9 protein-coding genes are annotated in these 16350 nt (G+C 71.2%); 7 read left to right on the plus strand and 2 right to left on the minus strand.

Translation table 11 applies throughout. From position 1 onward, the window contains the following. Positions 1–210: 210 nt before the first annotated feature. The gene (locus ABZ915_RS43435; RefSeq protein WP_361815276.1) at positions 211–732 is read left to right on the plus strand and encodes an SDR family oxidoreductase; all 522 of its coding nucleotides are present in this window, start codon (positions 211–213) and stop codon (positions 730–732) included. Here the strand turns inward: ABZ915_RS43435 and ABZ915_RS43440 are convergent. Further along, complete coding sequence (locus ABZ915_RS43440) at positions 704–1492, minus strand: carboxymuconolactone decarboxylase family protein (RefSeq protein WP_361815279.1); 789 nt, start codon at positions 1490–1492, stop codon at positions 704–706. The genes ABZ915_RS43435 and ABZ915_RS43440 overlap by 29 nt on opposite strands. A 218-nt stretch (positions 1493–1710) precedes the next feature. On the opposite strand from ABZ915_RS43440, the gene ABZ915_RS43445 reads away from it, so the two are divergent. The 6 genes from ABZ915_RS43445 to ABZ915_RS43470 all read left to right on the plus strand — a co-directional run bounded on the left by ABZ915_RS43445 (position 1711) and on the right by ABZ915_RS43470 (position 14080). Further along, entirely contained in the window at positions 1711–2892 is a 1182-nt protein-coding gene (locus ABZ915_RS43445) for a helix-turn-helix domain-containing protein (protein WP_361815281.1), read from the plus strand. A 223-nt stretch (positions 2893–3115) separates the two neighbouring features. After that, positions 3116–5548, plus strand: coding sequence for a SpoIIE family protein phosphatase (locus ABZ915_RS43450; RefSeq protein WP_361815284.1), 2433 nt, complete (start codon positions 3116–3118; stop codon positions 5546–5548). 348 nt (positions 5549–5896) lie between these two features. Further along, complete coding sequence (locus tag ABZ915_RS43455; protein ID WP_361815287.1) at positions 5897–7429, plus strand: TIGR02677 family protein; 1533 nt, start codon at positions 5897–5899, stop codon at positions 7427–7429. Further along, entirely contained in the window at positions 7426–8703 is a 1278-nt protein-coding gene (locus tag ABZ915_RS43460) for a TIGR02678 family protein (RefSeq protein WP_361815290.1), read from the plus strand. Before ABZ915_RS43455 ends, ABZ915_RS43460 begins: the two co-directional genes overlap by 4 nt. Continuing rightward, a complete protein-coding gene (locus ABZ915_RS43465; RefSeq protein ID WP_361815293.1) occupies positions 8700–12833 on the plus strand; it encodes a TIGR02680 family protein in 4134 nt (1377 codons plus the stop codon). Before ABZ915_RS43460 ends, ABZ915_RS43465 begins: the two co-directional genes overlap by 4 nt. Next, positions 12830–14080: a TIGR02679 family protein gene (locus ABZ915_RS43470; protein ID WP_361815296.1), complete on the plus strand. Its 1251-nt coding sequence runs from the start codon at positions 12830–12832 to the stop codon at positions 14078–14080. Before ABZ915_RS43465 ends, ABZ915_RS43470 begins: the two co-directional genes overlap by 4 nt. Positions 14081–14506: 426 nt before the next feature. Here the strand turns inward: ABZ915_RS43470 and ABZ915_RS43475 are convergent, their stop codons facing one another. Then, positions 14507–15940: an endo-1,4-beta-xylanase gene (locus tag ABZ915_RS43475; protein ID WP_361815299.1), complete on the minus strand. Its 1434-nt coding sequence runs from the start codon at positions 15938–15940 to the stop codon at positions 14507–14509. Positions 15941–16350: the final 410 nt, after the last annotated feature.

Here is a 16350-nt window from a genome sequence, read left to right on the forward strand (position 1 = left end):
GAAGATCGCCGGGTCGCTGGTGGCGTAGTAGTGGTCGTGGCCAGGGGCAGGCCGGCTCACCGGAGAGGCGTGGGGTGTCGAGAGGCCGGGATCAGCCGCCGGACGCGGGCGGCAGGCCAGGGGTGTACTGGGTCAGGAGCAGCGCGATGTCGTCCGTCCGGTCTGCGACGCGGCCGGCGTTGCCCATGAGGGCGTCGGCCAGATCGTCCAGTGATCGGGCGGAGGCGTGGGCCAGCGTACTCGAGGTTCGTCAGCCCGGGACCCCACTCCGCCAAGACCTTCGACGTGAACCTGTGGGCTCCCGTCCTGTGGACGGGTCTGGCCGCGCGGGCCTGGATGGGCGACCACGGCGGCGTGGTCGTCAACACCGCGTCGGTCGGCGGCATGGCCTTCGAGGCGAACATCGGGTTGTACAACGCGTCGAAGGCCGCACTGATCCACCTCACGAAACAACTGGCCCTGGAACTCTCGCCGAAGGTTCGCGTCAACGCGGTGGCACCGGGTGTGGTGCGCACGAAGCTGGCCGAAGCTCTGTGGAGGGAGCACGAGCAGGTCGTGTCCGATGCGACGGCTCTTGGGCGCATCGGGGAGCCTGCAGACATCGCCTCGGCGGTCGCGTTTCTCGTCTCGGACGCCGCGAGTTGGATCACCGGCGAGACGATGGTGATCGACGGCGGGCAGCTCCTCGGTGACGCGCTCCCGTTCAGGCGAGGAGCCGGCACCGGTTTCTAGCGCGGACATCGTCGGAAGCGACGCCGGGGCGGTAAGCCGCCGGTTCGAACCTCGGCGTCGACTTCGCCGGAACGGCTGTCTTCGACTGGATCGGGCTCGGGCAGTGACAAGCCTTGGTCCACCAGGCTGATCGGCAGCGGTCTTGAGCGCGGTGACGATCTTGATGGCGGGACGCCACCCAAGCCAGGGCTGCCGCTGATCGCCGCGTCCAGGGAAGCCGACTTGTAGCCGTTGGAGGCCGGCCGGGGAGCATGGTGATTTCGATCAGTTGTGCCTCGTCGTGGTCGGCGGCGAGCGCCGACCAGGTGGCGGCCGACAGGCGTGCGTCCCGGTGCAGTTCGTCGGTGGCACGCAGCAGACGGGCGTCGGCCGGCGTCCACTCCTGGGCGTCGGGACCCGCGCCCACCCGCCGGATCTCCTCGTCGGTGACCCCGGCTGCCCTGGCCAGCGGTACGTGCCGCCCCCATTCGTAGCCGGCCCGGGTGTTGCACGCGGTGCGCAGGATCAGCAGTTCCCGGGTCCGGTCCGGCAGACGGCCGTCGCGCAGCAGATGGCTGCCGAACGGCAGGAAATGCTGGAAGAGGCCGGGGTGCCGCACCATGGTTGTGATGATGTTGGCGAGGCGCCCGTCGGCGTCCCGGGGAACCGGGGAGAGCAGCTCCCGGGTGGACGGGTCCCAGCCGTCCTCGGGCAGTGGCGCGAGGCGCGGGCCGGCGTCGTCGGCGGCGCGGTCGGGTCGGTGATGGTGCTCGTCGGTCATGGTGGTCTCCGCACTGTTCGTCAGGCCGGGTCGGTGGCACGTGGGCGGGTCTGAGCCCGGTCGATCGACGCCTCGTCAGGTGGGTCGATGCGGGCTCCTTCCGCCGCCGTGCCACTGTGCTTTCGGCGGCGGCGCCGGGTAGTCGACGGCTCCTCGGCCAAGGCCGGAGGTCGGCATATTGTTCAATCGCACAACGGCTGGTGCCGACAGGGGCGGAGGTGCGGTTCAGGCCCGGGCAGTCGGACGCGACGGCGTCCCTCGAACGGGTCATCGCCGCGATGGCCGCGAAGCAGCGGCACGCGGGCGGGCGGTTGCCCGCGGATCTGGCGGACCATGTCCCGTCCTACCGCGCGGTCCCGCGGGAACTCCTGGACGAGATCTGGCATCGGCACTTCCAGCGGGCTCTCACGGTGCTGCGAGCGGGGACGGTGCCCGCGCCGGAGGACTTCGACGAAGCCGACGTGGCCCGGGACCGGGCCGCCCAGGGTGTGCCGCTCAGCGACGGGCTCCGCGCCTTCCGCCGGGCGCTGAGCGCGATACGCGATCTGTTCATCGCGGAGGCGACCCGACGCGAGCTGGACCCCGGCCTCATCGTCGACCGCACCACATGCCTGTGGGAGCTCACGGACGTCGCGAGCGTCCGGATCGACGCCGTCCACCGGCAGGCAGAGGCCGCCTCCGCCCTGCTCGACGCCCGCCGCCGCGCCGACTTCCTTCGCGGGTTGCTCCACGGGACGCTGAGCACGGCGGAGATCCACAGCGGTGCGGCGATCTACGGACTGGACCCGTCACGGCCGTACCGGGCCATCAGGGCGGTCCCGAACGGCGACGTCGCTCCGGACGCGCTGGAACGCTCCCTGGAGTTCCACGGCCGCAGACATGGCCGGGGCGCGCTGCTCACCCTGCTGGACGACACTGTTGCCGGAGTCGTCGAGGCGAAGCCGGAGGTCGGTGACCTGGGGGTGGTGGCGGGGCTCGGCCCACCGACGGACCTGGCGGCGGCGCACCGCTCCTTCCGTGCCGCCGGCAGGCTGCTGGAAGCCGCCCGTGCATACGCTCTGCGCGGCGTGTACGACCTGAGCGACCTGTCCTGGCGGATGGCGATCGTCGCCGAACCGGAACTCGCCGAGTTGCTGCTCGAACGCTATCTGCGCCCATTGGAGGCGGAGGGGGAGTTCGGTGCGCTCATCGAGCAGTCGGTGCGAGGGTACCTGGAGAGGGGACGGAACATCCGTGAAGTCGCCCGCAGCGCACACGTCCATGTCAACACCGTCCGCTATCGGCTGCGTCGTTTCGAGGAGCTGACCGGCATCAGCCTGGACGCTCCGGACACCGCGGTGGAGCTCAGCTGGGCCCTGGCGGCACGCGAGCTGGGGGCACCTCCACGGGGGCTGGCATGAGCTGGCCGCCGCGCCCGCCGTCATCCCTCATGCCCGCCACGCCGTGCCGCGAGGCGGGCGAGACCGCGGGCCTCCACCGGGTTCAATGGGCTCACATGGCATCAGCAGGTCAGCGCGCATGGGGAACGCCGAGCCACCGCCCGGACGCCGTCATGCCGGTCACCGGCCGCGGCCAGGACGGACGGCAGAACATCGGTGACCGAGTACAAGGTGGTGTCCAGCGGTGGAGGAGCGGGTGAAGGAGTTCAGCGAAAGCCACGACGATCCGTTCGCCCTGCACGTCGCCGCCTTGGCGGTGCTCGACGACCAGGGAGTCGTGGCCGGATGGAACCGGCGGGCCCAGGAACTGCTCGGCTATCCGGACACGGCTGTGATCGGTCGTCCGGCGTACGAGGTCCTTGTCGATCCTCGCGATCTGCCGGCTGTCACGGAGGCGGCGGCGAGCTGCAGGCGAGTCGGCGGCTGGTTCGGCGTGCTCACCTTGCGGCACCGTGACGGGCGGCTCGTGGAGATGGGGCTGAGGGCCCATGCGCTCTCACGAGATGACGGGGTCCGTGAGTGGATTCTTGCCGGGGCGCTCGCGGTCGGCGTCCTGGAATGGCAAAGAGACCGGGCGGTTCTCGACGGGTTGTACCGCCGGTGCCCGATCGGCCTGGTCGTCCACGGCCCCGACCTGACCCTTCTCCGGGTCAACCGGGCCATCGAACGCTTCACCGGCCTCCCCGCAGCAGTCTTCCAGGGGCTGCCCACGGGCTGCTTCCTCGTCCCCGATGACGCACGCAAGGCCGTGGACCGGGTGCGCCGGGTGATGGAGACCGGAAGACCGCTGGTCTACTCCGAGCAGTTCGTCCGCCTGGAACGGGATCCGGCTCAAGAGCGGGTCGCGATGGTCTCGTCCTTCCGGATGGAGGACCCCTCCGGCCGCATCCTTGGGGTCGCCGAGTTGATCGAGGACATCACCGAACGCCATCGGGCCCAGCGTCGGCTCGCGCTCCTCGACCAGGCCGGCAGCCGTATCGGAACCACCCTCGACATGGCTGCGACCGCCCGGGAACTCGCCGAGGTGATGGTGCCTCACCTCGCCGACCATGCGTCAGTGGACCTGCTTCAGCCGGTTATGCGCGGTGAGGAACCGGTGCGGGCGCTGGCAGGGCCTGTGGTTCGGGTGGGGGCCTGCAGCGTTGGTGCCCAGCAGACCGGCCCGTCCCACTCGCAGGGCGAGCCGGTGGAGTTCGGGTCCGACACACCCGAGGCCAGATGCCTGGCCGAAGGCCGGCCCGTCCTGGAAGCGGTTCTCCCGCCCGACTGGTTCTCCGCGGAAGGCCGCCAGGGGTCCCACGCTCCGGACCTGGGCGTCCACTCGCTGATCGCGGTACCTCTTGCCGCGCGTGGCCTGGTGCTGGGCGTGATGACCCTGTGGCGTTCGCGCCGCCCCGATCCCTTCGAGGCGGACGATCTCACCCTTGCCCAGGAACTCGCCTCGCGCGCCGCCGTCGCCATCGACAACGCCCGACGCTTCTCCCAGCAGCAGCAGACCGCGTACACCTTGCAAAGCAGCCTGCTGCCCCGGGCGGTTCCGGACCAGTCGGCCGTCGAGGTGGCCCTGCGCTACCTGCCGGCCAGTGCGTCCCCGGGCCTGGGCGGTGACTGGTTCGACGTCATTCCCCTGTCCGGGTGCCGGGTCGCTCTCGTCGTCGGCGACGTGGTGGGACGCGGCATCCATGCCGCCGCCACCATGGGCCGGCTGCGCACCGCCGTACATACGCTCGCCACCCTCGACCTGGAACCGGACGAGGTCCTCTCCCGCCTGGACGACCTGGTCAACCTGCTGGCGGTCGAACAGGAAGCAGTGGACGGACGGCCCGTGGGCGAGCAGGTCGTCGGTGCCACCTGCCTGTACGCCGTGTACGACCCGGTGTCCCGGCGCTGCTCCGTGGCCCGCGCCGGTCACCCGCCGCCGGTGGTGACCGCTCCGGACGGACAGGCGGCTCCGCTCGACCTGCCCGCCGGCCCACCGCTCGGCCTGGGCGGGCTGCCGTTCGAGGCCCGGGAGATCGAACTGTCCGAGGGAAGCCTGCTGTGCCTCTACACCAACGGAGTCATCGGCGAACGCCACATCGATGCCGACGTCGGCCTGACCAGGCTGTGCGCAGCGCTCACCCGCCCCGCGGACGCTCTGGAACGAACCTGCCAAGCGGTGGTCGACTCGCTCGTGGCCTCGCGCCCCAGTGACGACGTCGCTCTACTGATCGCCCGCACCCGCATGCTGCCACCGGACGATGTCGCCTCCTGGCATCTGCCGCTGGAGCCTGCCAGCGCCGCCCTGGCCCGGGAACTGACCTCGGCCAAGCTCACCGAATGGGGGCTGGACCACCTGGCGTTCACCACCGAGTTGATCGCCAGCGAACTGGTCACCAACGTCTACCGGTACGCCAGCGGCCCCGCGACCCTGCGGCTGATCCGTGAGCGGTCTCTGGTGTGCGAGGTCAGCGACACCAGCCACACCTCGCCACACCTGCGCCGCGCCCGTGCCACCGACGAGGGCGGGCGCGGCCTGTTCCTGGTGGCCCAGATGGCCGAACGCTGGGGTACCCGTTACACCCGCGAGGGCAAGACCGTGTGGACCGAACAACCACTGACCGGCACACGCATCTGACCGTCCAGGCCAATCCGGGGTCGCTGAGGTTCCCCCGCAGTGCGGGAGTGGCTGACTAGCTGGTCAGAGCGGGTTGACGTGGTTTCAGGTTCACTTGTTCGGTCGCTGCCTGGTCGGCGTAATGCTTCTCCTCGTACTCGATCGGGCTGAGGTAGCCGAGCCGTTTCTGAATGCGGCGCCGCTTTGGGGCACCCGCCCGGCTGCGCCGCTGGCCCCGCCCGGCGGCCGATCTCGCCGGTTGTCCGGGACTGGCTCCGAATGTCGGAGTCGACCTTTACGGTGGAGTTCCGGATGCTGCTGAGGCGCTGGGGGAGGAGGGGCGCAGGCGTGCGGAGGGTGCCACCGGAGATGTTCCGGTTCACGACGGTGGAGAGGTCCGACCTGTACGGCGCGGTGCTGGAGGCCTTCGGCGTGGCCGGCGAGCATCTGGAGACGGCGCTGGGGCTCGACGCGGTGCGCCGGCGGCTGCGCGCGGTGGGCTGGGCGGCGGCGGTCGAGGACGAGGACCTGCATGAGGCGCTCAGGAAACTCGTGCAGTGGGCGCTTCTGGACGTCGTGCACAACCATGCGGAGAACTACCGCACGGCCGAGGAGTACGAGCGGCGCAACCTCCAGTACTCACTGACCCGCCGGGGCGAGGCCGCCCTCGCCGGAATACGGCACGCGCTCGAGGTGCTGGCCTCCACAGGGGCGCTGCAGACGGCCGTGCTGGAGGCCATCGCCGACCGCCTGGACGAGCTCTGCCTGCTGTCCGGCGAACCCGCCTCGGCCGATCGCCGGATCTTCAGCACACTGCGCGAGCTGGAGGGGCATCTGGAGGCCCTCGTGGAGAACACCAAGGCGTTCAACGGCGAACTGCAGCGGCTCTTGCGCGCCGAGGGCGCAGACCTGGAGGTGTTCCGCGAAGTCAAAGCCGCCACCGTCGCATACCTGCAGGAGTTCCTCGTCAACCTCGACCGGCGCGGGCAGGCGGTCGCCGCCGCCGTGGCCCGGGTGGAGGAGCGGGGGACCGCCGTGCTGCGCGAGCGGGCCCTGAACGGGGCCGAGCTGCCGCCGGTGGGCGGTGCGGATCCCGCGTCCGGCTGGCTGGAGAGCAGGCGGGCGCGCTGGGCGGGGCTGCGGGCATGGTTCCTGCCGGACGACGGGGCACGGCCCCGGATCGAGCAGCTGCACGACATCGCCCGGCGGGCCATCGTCTCGCTCCTTCAGGTCCTGGAGCGGATCAACGAGTCCCGGCGCCGCTCCTCCAGCGCGGTGCAGGACTTCCGGGAACTGGCGCGCTGGTTCGCCGCGGCCCCTGCGGAGGAGGACCTGCACCGGCTGTGGTCGGCGGCCTTCGGGCTCGGCCCGGCACGTCACGCCCACCTTGCCCATCCCGACCCGGAGTTGATCCCATCGTCCCATTCCTGGTCCGAGGCCCCGCCCGTAGAGGTGTCGGCGCTGCTGCGGACCAGCGGACGGACGGAACGCTTCACCCGCACGGCCAAGGTGCGGGACGTCGCGGCGATCAGGGCCGAGCGTGTGGAGCGGGCGCGCGCAGAGCGAGCGGAACTCGCACGTGCCTGGGAGGCGTTGGAGACAAAAACCTCCATCCGCCTCTCCTCTTTTGGCGCGCTGGATCCCGCCGTCTTCGACCGACTGCTCGACCTGCTGGGCCGGGCCCTGTCCGCCCGCCCGGACGCGAGCGGCCTGCGGCGCGCCATGACGGGGGACGGCCGGGTGGAGATCGCGCTGTCTCCGCCTCCCGACGAGCGTAGCGCCGTACTGCGCACGACGAAGGGCACCCTGGCCGGACCGGACTACGTCGTCCACATCACAACGGTGGGCGGAGCGAGCGCCATCCCGCGCGGCCGCGCCGCGCGGCGGGAGGCGGCCGGATGAGCACCCTCGCCAACCAGCTCGCGGCCGCGGAACGGGAGGAAGTCGCCCGTGCCATCCGTCTCCTGCTGGCCAGGCCCTTGCTGACCGAGGCCGCTGATCCGGCAGGCTTCGAACTCGTACGCCGCCGACGCGAACCGCTGGCCCAGTGGTTCGACTACACCTGCGGCTGGAGCCTGGTGGTGGAGCCCCGCCGAGGTTACGCCCGACTCACCAAGGTCCGCGCCGATCCGGACGGCTCCCGCCCGGCCCGCAGGGTGCGCTCCGGCCGGGCCCCGTTCGACCGCCGGCGTTACGTGCTGCTGTGCGTGACCGCGGCCGAGCTGCTGTCGATGCCGATGACGACCATCGGCATGCTCGCCGACCGCGTCGTACAGGCCACGGCGGCCGACCGGGCGCTGGCCGCGTTCGACCCGGTTCACAAGCCGGAGCGGATGGCGTTCGTCGACGTCCTGAAGCTGCTGGAGTCGTACGACGTGCTGCGCGCGGTCGACGGCACCACCGAGGCGTACGTCGAGTCCGCGGAGGCCAAGGTCCTCTACCGCGTGGACACTACGCTGCTCATGCGGCTGCCCGCCGCGCCCGTCGGCGCCTCCCGGCTCGCTGTACCCCCGGACGAAGTGCCGACGCGGTTCGAGTCCCTCCTCACCGGTCTCGTGCGGGAGCGCCGTTACGGCAGCGCGCTCGCCGACGGGACGACGGACGAGGCGCACGAGGAGACCGCCGCCACGGACGCGCAACGCAACCTGCGGCTGCGCCACTCGGTGCTGCGCCGACTCTTCGACGACCCCGTGCTGTACCGGACGGACCTCACCGACGACGAGCTGGCGTACGTCACGTCCCTGACCGGACGCCAGATCCTGCGCCGCTCGGTCGAGCAGGCCGGCTTCCTCCTGGAGGAGCGAGCCGAGGGCTACTTGCTCGTGGACCCGGACGGGCTCGCCACCGATGTCCGCTTCCCCGATGACACGTCCACCGCCCGGGTCGCAGCGCTGCTTCTCCTGGAGCCGCTGTGCGCCGCGCCCGCCGGTCTGCTGCCCGAACAGCTCGCCGAGGCCGGAGCGGATCTGCTGGGCCGCTTCCCGCGGTGGGCCCGGGCGTATCAGTCCGAGGACGGCGCGGCGCGGCTGGCCGACGACGCGGTACGCGTCCTGCGTGACCTCGGCCTGGCGCGCCGAGCCGGGGGCCGTGTTGTCGCGTGCCCGGCCGCGTACCGCTACCGCCTGACGGAGACGACGAGTTCCGAGCCGGAAGGCAGTCAAGGAGAACAGCAGTGAGCGTCACCGAGCTTCCCCGCCCGCGGCGGTCGGAGTCCGTCGAGCCGGGCCAGGCACCGGCGACGGACGACGCCATCAGCCGATGGCGGCCGCACCGCGCGGGCATCCTCAACGTCTGGCGCTACTACGACGAGACGTTCACCTTCCACCAGGGCCGCCTGCTGCTGCGCGGCCAGAACGGTTCGGGCAAGTCCAAGGCGCTGGAGCTTCTGCTGCCGTTCCTCTTCGACGCCAGCCTCCGCCCCAACCGCTTGTCCACGTTCGGCGGTTCGGAACGCACCATGCACTGGAACCTGCTGGGCGAGGGCGCCTCCGGCAAGACCCGCGTGGGGTACGTGTGGATGGAGTTCCGCCGAGTCGGCGACGACGGCACCGAGCGGTGGTTCGGCTGCGGGGCGCGCCTGCAGGCGAGCGTGCACACCACCACGGTGCACGCCGACTACTTCACCACCGGCTCCAGAATCGCCGACCCCGAGGGTGTGCTCCTCGTCAACGAGGCGGGACAGCCACTGACCCGGGCCGCCCTCGCCGAAGCGCTGCGCGACCGCGGGGACATCTATGCCTCGGCCACCGACTACCGCACCGCCGTACGGCGTGAACTCTTCGCCGGCATGGGAGAGCAGCGTTACGAGTCACTGCTGTCGGCCCTGCTCCAGCTGCGTCAGCCCAAACTGTCCGAACGGCTCGACCCGTCCCTGCTCTCCACCTTGCTGTCCCGCGCTCTGCCCCCGCTGGGCGAGGGAGAGATCGCCGAACTCGCCGAGGGCTTCGAGCGGCTGGACCGGCAGCGCGAACACCTCAAGCGGCTCGACGACGAGGTGGCGGCGGCCGAGACCGTCGCATCCCGGCAGCGCGCCTACGCGCGTCGGGTCCTGCGCGCCGGTTCCGCCGCGCTGATCTCGGCCACCACCGAGATGGACAACCTCACCCGCGTCGCCCGTCAGAGCGCCGAGGAACTCGAACAGGCGCTGGCGGAGCGCGCGTCGGCCCAGGACCGACGCGAGGAACTGGAGCTTCGCGCACACGCCCTGGAGGAGACCATCGAGGGCCTGCGCGAGAGTGACGCGTACAAGCAGGGCGAGGAACTCGACCGGTTCCGTCGTCGTACCGAAGACGTGACGGCGGCTGCCGGGCGGCAGCGAGCCGCCGCCCAGACCGCTCGGCACCAGGCGGAGGAGGACCAGCGGCACGCCGACGAGGCGGTGGGCCAGGCCCGCACACTCGACGAGCACGCGCGCGAAGCCGCCGGGGAAGCACACCGGTCGGCCCGGGCGGCAGGACTGGAGTCGCTCCACCACGAGGCGAGTACGATCCTGGACGCGGGCTCCGCGGTGGTCCTGCCCGAGAGCAGGGGACGCGACCAGGGTCTCGGCGTCCCGCGCACGACGGCCGAGAACGGAGCGCGACAAGCCCGTCGGCTGCTGCGCGGCGCGGTCACCGCCCGACGTCAGCAGGTCACCCTCGTCACCGAGGCGATCGACGAGCACGATCGCGCGGTACGCGACCGAGGCGCCGCCGAGGAACTGCTGGACGAGGCCCGCAGCCGGCTCGCTGAGGCGATCGCCCGGCGAGACGAGGCGGCCGGCGCCTGGGACGACGCTCTGGCCGCACAGGCGGAACGGCTGCTCGCCTGGGCCGAGGGCTGCGCGGAACTGAGCATCACCGACTCCGAGGAACTGGTGGCGAGAGCGGCGGACGAGGCCGGGGTGACGGTCCTGGCCGAAGCCGCCGCGCGCCCGCTGGAACAGGAGATCACCACGACGGAGGCCACCACCCGAGCCGCACGTCAGGGCCTGCGGCACGAGCGGAGCCGACTGGAGGAGGAGGTACGACGGCTCAGCGGCGAGACCGACCTGCCGCCGGTACCCCCGCCCACCCGCACCACCGTCCGCACGGCGACGGCGGGAGCACCCCTGTGGCGGTTGGTCGCTTTCCGCGAGGAGGTCCCGCTTCCCGCCCAGGCCGCAGTCGAGGCCGCACTGGAGGCGTCGGGCCTCCTGGACGCCTGGGTCAGCCCCTACGACGGGATCACGCTGCCGGGGCACGACACCCGCGCCGAGGCGGCCCTGGCCGTGACTGCGCCGGGGGCCAGCCTGCTGGAGGTACTGGAGCCCGAGGCGGACATCCCCGTCCCGGCCGACACCGTGACCCGCATCCTCACCGGCATCGCGTACGGGCCGACTCTGTCCGACGGGCACCCTGCGGCCGTCTCCGCCGACGGCGCCTGGCGTCTCGCGCTCGCCACCGGTACCTGGAGCAAGCCGGAGCCGGCCCACATCGGTGCCCTCGCACGGCAGCGAGCCCGGCAGCGCAGGATCGGCGAACTGACCGACTGCATCGGCGAGACGAACGTTTCTCTCGCCGGCCTCGACGACCAGCTGCGGGGCCTCGCCGCTCGCCGCGCCCGGCTGGACGCCGACCGTGCCGCCCGCCCCGACCACCGGGCACTCGACGCGCGGCGGCGTGACCGGGACCGCGCCGAGGACAGGGTGGCTGCCCGGGACGACGCCGTGCGCGACGCCGCCGGGCGTCTGGCGCGGTGCGAGAACGAGGTGGCGGGCGCTCTGCGCACGCTCGACCGCCGGGCCGCGGAACACGGGCTGCCCACCGACCGCGACCGGTTGCATGAACTGTCCGCCGCCACCGACAGGTTCCGGGACACCGCCGACAGCTGGGTGGACGCCCGCCTCGCCGCGACCGCCGCCGCCGACCGGGCCCACCAAAGGGCCGCACAGGCAGACCGCTCGCGCCGGACCGCCGAGGCGCAGGCCGAGGACGCGGCCGCCGCCGAAGCGGAGGCGGCGGGGCTGAAGGCGCGCCTGGAGGCAGTGGAAGCCACCGTCGGCGAGGACTACCGGCAGATCGTCGCACGCGTCGCCGAGGCGCGCGCCGAGCTGCGCCGCTGCCGCGAGGAGACCGGCCGGGCGGCTGATCTCCTGCTGCGCCTGGAAGGACGCATCGGAGAACTCCGGGCCACCAGCGGCCAGGACGCCGAACGACGGGAACAGGCCCTCGCCACCCGGGACGCCGCGGCACAGCGGTTCCGTCACCTGTGCCTGGCCGGGCTGGCCGAGGACGCCGGCATCACACCGCAACTCGATGCCGCAGACGGCACCAAGGCCACCCTGGAGGCCGCCCGCGCCACAGCGGCGAAGTGGCCCGGCATCCCACACGCTCCACGCAACCTGGGCGACGCCGCGACCCGCCTGTCCGAAGCGGTCCACGAGGCCCGCCAGCGCCTCGGCGCCCGCGCCGACCTGGACCTGGAACCGGACGACGACATCCAGCTCCTCACCGCCACCCTCGACGGCGTACGCGTGGGAGCGACGGGCCTGCTCACCACGCTCACCCAGGAGCGAGACCGCAGCCAGGACGACATCACGACCTCCGAGCGGCGCCTGTTCGACCAGATCCTCACCGGCGACATCCGCCGCCATCTCGCGGCGCGGATCCGTCAGGCGGGTGAACTCGTCGACCGCATGAACGGGCACCTGGAACGGGTCCGCACCGCCTCCAACGTCGCCGTCCAACTCGTGTGGGACGTCCGTCCGGACCTCCCGGACAGCACCCGCACCGCCCGTCAGCTGCTGCTGAAAGACCCCGGCCGGGTCACCGAAACCGACCGGGAGGCCCTGCACGCCTTCTTCCGCGCCCGTATCGAGGAGGCCAAGGGCAGCGACACGGCTGCAAGCTGGGAGGAGCAGCTCGGCGAGGTGCTCGACTACACCGCCTGGCACCGCTTCACCGTCCGCCTCGGTCGGGCGAACGGGACCGGCTGGCAGCCGCTGACCAAGAAGCTGCACGGAGCGCTCTCCGGCGGAGAGAAGGCCATCGCACTTCATCTGCCGCTGTTCGCCGCCGTCGCCGCCCACTACGAGGCCGTACCCCTGGCACCCCGGCCGATCCTGCTGGACGAGGTTTTCGTCGGCGTCGACACCGTCAACCGCGGACAGGTCTTCGCCCTGCTCACCGCACTCGACCTGGACCTCATGGTCACCTCCGACCACGAGTGGTGCACCTACGGCGAGCTGCCCGGCATCGCCGTCCACCAACTCCTCACCGACAGGGACGACGACGCGGTCACCAGCGCGCGCTTCGTCTGGAACGGCACCGACGTGGAGGCAGGATGACTCACCCGGATCCGGCCCCGGGCGAACGCACCCTGCGCCGCCCCGAACTCCGCTCGCTCTGGGACACGGTCCACGACCGCCTGTCCTCCGGCCGCCCTGTCACCCGAGTTCGGCTCGGACCGCTCGACGAGGCCCAGCGTGAAGCCTTGGCCGACCTCCTCGGTCTCGACCGGCTGCCGGACGCCAGGCCCTCCGTCACTCTGGCCCGGCTGGAAGAAGCCGTCACCGAGCTGTGCGGCCGTACCGTCCGGGAAGCCGTCACCGACCTCGTCGGCCCTGTCGGTGACCGAGCGGGCGATCGGCGCCGCCAAGAGGGCGAGCGCACCAGGCTGTGGACCTGGCTGACCGGCCACGACACCGTGAGGGCCCAGCCCGCGCTGTCCGACTGGGTTGCCTCCTGCCGAGCTGCTGGACTGGTCGGAGCCTCACCGGAACGCACCCGAGCGTTGCTCACAGACGCGCTCACCGTGCTCGGGGAGCTACCCACCCGGGCGGAGCCACTGCCCGTCTTCGCCGCCCGAGTCCTGAACGGTCACTCACACGCACTCGACGACGGCACTCCACTGTCGGCCCTCGTCCTGCGCGCCCTGGCAACCCTCTACGACACCGCCGTGCCGCAGTCCGCCGCGCAACGGCGTGCGTTGTGGGCTCGCGCGGGTGTCGCCGATGACGACCTGTCCGCCGCTGTTCTCGTCGCCGGCCTGCGCCTGTTCGGCGACGGCCCGCTCGCCCGTGTGTCCCGAGTGTGCGCCGAGGCCGGACAAGCCGCCAGCCTGACCCTCGCCCAACTGCGCTCCCCAGGCGAGTTCGCTCTGGCCGTTGCTCCCGCGCCCGTCGTCCACGCCGTGGAGAACCCCAGCATCCTGGCTCTCGCAGTACGCCGCTTCGGCCCGGACTGCCCACCGCTCGTGTGCACGTCCGGCTGGCCCAACAGCGCGGCCATCCATCTCCTCCGCCTTCTGGCCCACCAGGGAGCCACCCTCTGGTACCACGGCGACTTCGACGGAGAAGGCGTTCGCATCGCCGCGTATGTCCTGGACAAGACGCCGGCCCGCCCCTGGCGCATGACGGCCGCGGATTACCGTGCCGCGGTCGCGCGCACACCGCAGGGCCCTCAGCCCGGCCGACTCACCGAGGCACCCTGGGATCCTGAACTGACGCGCGCCATGACCGAACATGGCACCGCAGTGGTCGAGGAACTGGTGGCCGACGTCCTGTTGGCGGACCTCGCTGGAGCGGTTCGGTAAGGAATTGCTGCTCAGGCTGGTCGCTGACGCTCGTTTGACGCTCCGGGTACCCAAGGGGCTCATCAACTACGTCGAGAACGGCCTGTGAACTGCGATTACGTAAGATTTTGCATCATGAACACCTTTCCGATGACCTCGTACGTGGAATGCGTGGCGATTCTGGAGCCCGCCGTGAAGAGCGTCTGACCTGCTGGTTCTCTTCGGTTTCCTATGGAGGACGGGCGAGCCGACCGACGTACCAGGCATCGGTGTTCACCGTCGCCGCCTCGGCGGGCGCCGGATTCACCGCGCCGAGCATGCCGATCGCGAGGGTCGCCGCCACCACGGCGGCGACCCGGGACCGTCAACGATGTCCTCCCGGAGGGGCAGGAGAAGCCGCCCGGGGTGGCCGTCACGGCTTCACCCCTTCGTTTGTGGCAGGCCCCCTCAGGCGCGTGTCCAGCGTTGGTTGTTGCCGTTCGAGCAGGAGTAGAGCTGGATCAGCGTGCCGTTGGCGGTGCCGCCTGAGACGGCGTCGAGGCAGAGGCCGGACTGGACGCCGACGATGGATCCGTCGGAGTCGAGGCGCCATTTCTGGTTGTCGCCGCCCCAGCAGCTGTAGATCTGGACCTTGGAGCCGTTGCCTGCGCCGGCGGCGTCAAGGCATTTGTTGCCGTAGACCCTGAGCTCGCCGGCGTCGGTGTACGTCCACTGCTGGTTGGTGCCGCTGTGGCAGTCCCACAGCTGGAGCTGTGTGCCGTCGGTGGTGCCGGCGCCGGGCACGTCCAGGCAACGGCCCGAACCGACGCCCTTGATCTGTCCGCCGTCCGCGGGGGGCGTCGTGGAGCCGCCGCCGTTGAGTGCGTTGAGGACGGCGGTGTAGGCAGGCTTCTTGCTGCCGTCGCCGTTGAACAGCAGCGGCGTGTCCCCCGATCGCCAGGAGTCGGTGTCGCGCACACCCCAGACGGTGATGCCGAGGCAGCGCGGGACGGCCAGGCAGTCGTTGGTCACGTTGGAGTAGGTCGAGGCCGAGGCGCCCTGGATGTCGAGTTCGGTGATGGCCACGTCGACGCCGAGGGCGGCGAAATTCTGCAGGGTGGTGCGGAAGTTGCTGTTGTAGGGGCTGCCGCTGTTGAAGTGCGACTGGAACCCGACGCAGTCGATCGGCACACCGCGCTGCTTGAAGTCCCGGACCATGGCGTACACGGCCTGGGTCTTGGCCCAGGTCCAGTTCTCGATGTTGTAGTCGTTGTAGCAGAGCTTGGCCGCCGGGTCGGCGGCGCGCGCGGTGCGGAAGGCGACCTCGATCCAGTCGTTGCCCGTGCGTTGCAGGTTGGAGTCCCGCCGAGCTCCCGAATTGCCGTCGGCGAAGGCCTCGTTCACGACGTCCCACTGGGCGATCTTGCCCTTGTAGTGGCCCACAACACCGTTGATGTGGTCGATCATCGCCTGGCGCAGTGAGCTGCCGCTGAGGCTCTGCATCCAGCCGGGCTGCTGGGCGTACCAGGCCAGTGTGTGGCCGCGCACCCGCTTGCCGTTCTGCACTGCCCAGTTGTAGACGCGGTCGCCGGCGCTGAAGTTGAACTGGCCCCGTTGCGGTTCGGTGGCGTCGATCTTCATCTCGTTCTCGGCCGTCACCATGTTGAACTCACGGCTTGCGATCGTCGTGTACGCCGAGTCGCCCAGCCTGCCCGAGGCGATGGCGGTGCCGAAGTAGCGGCCGCTCTGTGCCGCCGCGGCGCCGAGCGTGTTCTCGGCGGCGTGTGCGGTCGGCGGTGCGATCAGTGCGGTGACCGCACCGAGGACGCCGACGACCAGCGCCAGCAGCAGGCCGTGGATCTTCCGGCGGGTAACGGATCTGGGAAGGGCATACGAGCCCATGACTGTGCCTCCGAGGTAGAAATCGCGGTTCGACTGAAGCGCAGGGGATTACGTCGTCCGGCCCCGTTCGGCAGATGGACGGGGTGAGCCGGAGCCCGGGCAGCACGGAATCACCGGACACCGCAGTCATGGGACCGGGACGACCCCAACCGGCACGGGCAGCACCCGGTCGGCCGCCGGGTGACGTACGGCCGGCGGCGGTGTTCCACGTCTCGACACAGGCATGGGGTACTCCATCGCGGCTCAGCGGGGGACCGTCACGCGGCGTCGCATACCTCTCCAACTGCGGGAAGAGCCAGGACGCGCTGGTGCGAACCTCACCGGAACGAAACGGGTGGCGCAGGTGATGTCGTGGCGCGGATCTGTCGTGCAGCTGGTCGCTGATCTGCCGTGCGGCATGGATTGCCCAG

It is taken from the genome of Streptomyces sp. NPDC046915 (genome assembly GCF_040644935.1).
Classification (GTDB): Bacteria; Actinomycetota; Actinomycetes; order Streptomycetales; family Streptomycetaceae; genus Streptomyces.